Source organism: Vibrio sp. 10N.222.46.A1 (assembly GCF_041473595.1).
GTDB lineage: Bacteria > Pseudomonadota > Gammaproteobacteria > Enterobacterales > Vibrionaceae > Vibrio > Vibrio tasmaniensis_A.
Genome location: NZ_JBFRSN010000326.1, coordinates 1 through 694 on the forward strand (window position 1 = coordinate 1; position 694 = coordinate 694).

General features: G+C 43.7%; 1 protein-coding gene. It reads left to right on the forward strand.

Annotated elements, in window-relative coordinates:
* Positions 1-248: 248 nt before the first annotated feature.
* Positions 249-694 (forward strand): GntR family transcriptional regulator (locus tag AB4496_RS10700; protein ID WP_372105525.1); only part of this gene is annotated, 446 nt, incomplete at its 3' end.

Consider the following 694-nt stretch of genomic DNA (forward strand, 5'->3'; position numbering starts at 1 on the left):
TGATCAATGGGGCGTGTGGCGTCCAGCTAACTAGTCGGCTAGTTAATCTAAACTAAGTAGCTAAGCAGCTCAGTAATTAAGGCACCACACTCGATTGATGAGTGTGGTGTCTTTTCTTATGGGAGAGATAAACAAGTCGACCGTGAAGGTAATTGGGTTTAGGGTAGGGCTTTGTTATACCTGAATGTCTGAGTACTTCGAATATTCACGGTTTAGTAATATTTTACACATTAGATAGAAAAGACTTTTTGATGAAAAAATCTCAGATACTCGCCAATACAATCAAGAATCAGATAGAACAAAACATCTGGCTTAGTGGTGAGAAAATTCCATCGATTAGAGACGCGTGTAAACGTTATAAACTCAGTATCGAGACGGTACTTCAGGCGTATCAACAGCTTGAAGACCAAGGCTATGTGCGATCTAAGCCTAAATCTGGCTATTTCGTGTTACCGCGCAGAAATGTGTTCACCTCAGAACTCGCACAACAAAAAGCCATCAAGCCGTATCCCGTTAAGATCAGCGACCTGCTTTACGATGTACTTCAACGAGCCAAAGACCCTAGTATCATTCCACTCAGCTCGGCATTTCCAGACCCTGCTTTGTTTCCGCATCAAGCATTGTCGCGCAGTTTAGCCAATGCCAGTCGTCAAATGCCCGATAACAGCATGCTTACTAATCTGCCACCGGGCAG